The organism is Nioella sediminis, from assembly GCF_001879695.1.
Taxonomy (GTDB): domain Bacteria; phylum Pseudomonadota; class Alphaproteobacteria; order Rhodobacterales; family Rhodobacteraceae; genus Nioella; species Nioella sediminis.
Map to the genome: position 1 here is coordinate 1 of NZ_MNBL01000188.1, position 3,713 is coordinate 3,713.

The window sequence follows — 3,713 nt, forward strand, 5'->3', positions numbered from 1 at the left end:
CCGCCCTTGGGCGTCGTGTAACGTATTGATCTTGTGTGTATTTTGGTTGCGGGGGTAGGATTTGAACCTACGACCTTCAGGTTATGAGCCTGACGAGCTACCGGGCTGCTCCACCCCGCGCCACTTGCCCGGATATTGTTTTGATCTGGGCTTTGTGTGTTATCGTTTTTGAGAGATTTGGGTTTGCTTGTTAGGTTTGGCGGTGACCTACTCTCCCACGTCTTGAGACGCAGTACCATCGGCGCAACGGTGCTTAACGGCCGAGTTCGGGATGGGATCGGGTGTTTCACTCGCGCTATGACCACCAAACCGAACAAGCAAACCCTTTTTCCCCTTTGATTGGGGAAAGGGTCAAACATCTTCATCCAGGTCAAGTGACTGTGTTGGTGTAGTTTCTGCTTTTGATTGATTGTAGGGCCATGAAGTCTGGCTTCTACTGGATCAAATCAAGCCTATCGGGCCATTAGTACCGGTCAACTGAACGCATTGCTGCGCTTACATCTCCGGCCTATCGACGAGGTGGTCTACCTCGGCCCTCAGGGATACCTTGTTTTGAGGGGGGCTTCCCGCTTAGATGCCTTCAGCGGTTATCCTTTCCGATCATAGCTACCCTGCACTGCGGCTGGCGCCACAACAGGTCCACCAGTGGATCGTTCACCCCGGTCCTCTCGTACTAGGGGCAACTCCTCTCAAGTATCCTACACCCACGGCAGATAGGGACCGAACTGTCTCACGACGTTCTAAACCCAGCTCACGTACCTCTTTAAACGGCGAACAGCCGTACCCTTGGGACCTGCTCCAGCCCCAGGATGAGATGAGCCGACATCGAGGTGCCAAACGGTGCCGTCGATATGGACTCTTGGGCACCATCAGCCTGTTATCCCCGGCGTACCTTTTATCCGTTGAGCGATGGCCCTTCCACTCGGGACCACCGGATCACTATGGCCGTCTTTCGACTCTGCTCGACTTGTCAGTCTCGCAGTCAGGCTGGCTTCTGCCATTGCACTCAACGAGCGATTTCCGACCGCTCTGAGCCAACCTTCGCGCGCCTCCGTTACGCTTTAGGAGGCGACCGCCCCAGTCAAACTACCCACCACGCAGGGTCCCGGACCCGGATAACGGGCCGCGGTTAGACTTCAAGCAGAGCAAGGGTGGTATCTCAAGGGAGGCTCCACAGGGACTGGCGTCCCTGCTTCGAAGCCTACCACCTATCCTGCACATGCTGTGCCTGAAGCCAGTGCGAAGCTGTAGTAAAGGTGCACGGGGTCTTTCCGTCTAACCGCGGGAAGCCTGCATCTTGACAGGCAATTCAATTTCGCTGAGTCGATGTTGGAGACAGCGGGGAAGTCGTTACGCCATTCGTGCAGGTCGGAACTTACCCGACAAGGAATTTCGCTACCTTAGGACCGTTATAGTTACGGCCGCCGTTTACCTGGGCTTCAATTCGGAGCTTGCACCCCTCCTTTTAACCTTCAGGCACCGGGCAGGCGTCAGACCCTATACGTCGTCTTGCGACTTCGCAGAGCCCTGTGTTTTTAGTAAACAGTCGCCACCCCCTGGTTTGTGCCCCCAGCTCCAAGTTGCCTTGGAACCGGGCCTCCTTCTCGCGAACTTACGGAGGTATTTTGCCGAGTTCCTTCAACATCGTTCTCTCAAGCGCCTTGGTATTCTCTACCAGTCCACCTGTGTCGGTTTAGGGTACGATCTCATGGAGGGCTATTTCCAGGAACCTGTTGGCTGCCCACACAATCCGATAAGTGTGAACAACGGCTCAGATCCGTCACATCCTCCTGGCCCAGGAATATTAACCTGGTTCCCATCGACTACGCCTTTCGGCCTCGCCTTAGGGGTCGGCTTACCCTGCTCAGATTAGCTTTAAGCAGGAACCCTTGGACTTTCGGCGACAGGGTCTCTCACCCTGTTTGTCGCTACTCATGTCATCATTCTCGCTAGTGATCACTCCACCGGATCGCTCACGCGCCGGCTTCACAGTAAAACCCGGTCCTCCAATGCGCCCGAAGACGCTAAGGAGGAATGGGTTTATTCACACTACGCTCCGCTACCATGCACTATGTGCATCCTCAGCTTCGGCTCATGGCTTGAGCCCCGTTACATCTTCGCCGCAGGACAACTTGTTTAGACCAGTGAGCTGTTACGCTATCTTTAAAGGATGGCTGCTTCTAAGCCAACCTCCTGGTTGTTTTGGTCGTCCCACCTGCTTTCCCACTTAGCCATGAATTAGGGGCCTTAGCTGGAGGTCAGGGTTGTTTCCCTCTCCACGACGGACGTTAGCATCCGCCGTGTGTCTGCCATCTAGTACTCCCGGGTATTCGGAGTTTGGTTAGGATCAGTAAGCCTGTGGGGCCCCATTACCCATCCAGTGCTCTACCCCCCGGGGTATTCGGATGACGCTCTACCTAAATAGATTTCGCGGAGAACCAGCTATCTCCGAGTTTGATTGGCCTTTCACCCCTAGGCACAATTCATCCCGACCTTTTTCAACAGGTGTGGGTTCGGACCTCCAGTAAGTGTTACCTTACCTTCATCCTGATCATGCCTAGATCACTCGGTTTCGGGTCTGATCCATCTAACTCATGCGCCCTATTAAGACTCGCTTTCGCTGCGCCTACACCTAACGGCTTAAGCTTGCTAGATAGACCAAGTCGATGACCCATTATACAAAAGGTACGCCGTCAGCTCTCAAGGAGCCTCCGACTGCTTGTAGGCGTTCGGTTTCAGGTACTGTTTCACTCCCCTCGTCGGGGTGCTTTTCACCTTTCCCTCACGGTACTGGTTCGCTATCGGTCAGTAAGGAGTACTTAGCCTTCGAAGGTGGTCCTCCGATCTTCAGACAGGATTTCACGTGTCCCGCCCTACTTAATACATCCCATCGAGCTTCCCATACGGGGCTGTCACCCGCTATGGCTGATCTTTCCAGATCATTCTGGTCACTCTCAAGGCTTGGCTGGTCCCCGTTCGCTCGCCGCTACTAGGGGAGTATCATATTGATTTCCTTTCCTCCGGGTACTTAGATGTTTCAGTTCCCCGGGTTTGCTCTTGAAGACCTATGTATTCAGTCAACAAGTACCTGGTTCAGCAAGATATTGATCACCAAGGGTGACAATATCAAACTGTCAGGTGGGTTGCCCCATTCGGAGATCCGGGGATCAAAGCCTATTCTCGGCTCCCCCCAGCTTATCGCAGAGTATCACGTCCTTCATCGCCTCTTACTGCCAAGGCATCCACCAAACGCCCTTTTCGCGCTTGATTTGATCCAGAAGAAGACAGGCTTCTTCCCAAGGATGTCCCCGAGACAGGGACACCAGATCAAAAGCAGTTACTATCCCGCTCCCCCCGCTGGTTCGCAAAGGGGAACATTTGGCAATCCATGCGGATCGCCTGGTTAGTGTACTTGACTTGGATTAGTTAGCTTTGCCTTTGGGGTCGAACCCCATGACCTGACCCACTTGCCAGATCAGCAAAGCAAACTGATGTTTGTATCTCTCTAAACGATGTCAATTGTCCGGTTGGACAGCAGAGCAGTTCGCAAACTGTTCAGCAGTCAAACCAAGGGGGAGGCGATCCTCTCACACATCCTTGCGGATGTGCTGCCGGATCTACGCTCCCTGCTGCGCAGGAAGCTTGGTGGAGCCTAGGAGGATCGAACTCCTGACCTCCTGAATGCAAATCAGGCGCTCTCCCAGCTGAGCTAA

General features: G+C 54.0%; 1 tRNA gene and 2 rRNA genes. All 3 read right to left on the reverse strand.

The features are described from left to right. Positions 1-43: 43 nt before the first annotated feature. Positions 44-120: transfer RNA gene (locus tag BKY26_RS19685), tRNA-Met, on the reverse strand. A gap of 74 nt (positions 121-194) precedes the next feature. Further along, a 5S ribosomal RNA gene (gene rrf, locus BKY26_RS19690) occupies positions 195-309 on the reverse strand. A gap of 133 nt (positions 310-442) precedes the next feature. Further along, positions 443-3,270, reverse strand: a 23S ribosomal RNA gene (locus BKY26_RS19695). Positions 3,271-3,713 lie beyond the last annotated feature (443 nt).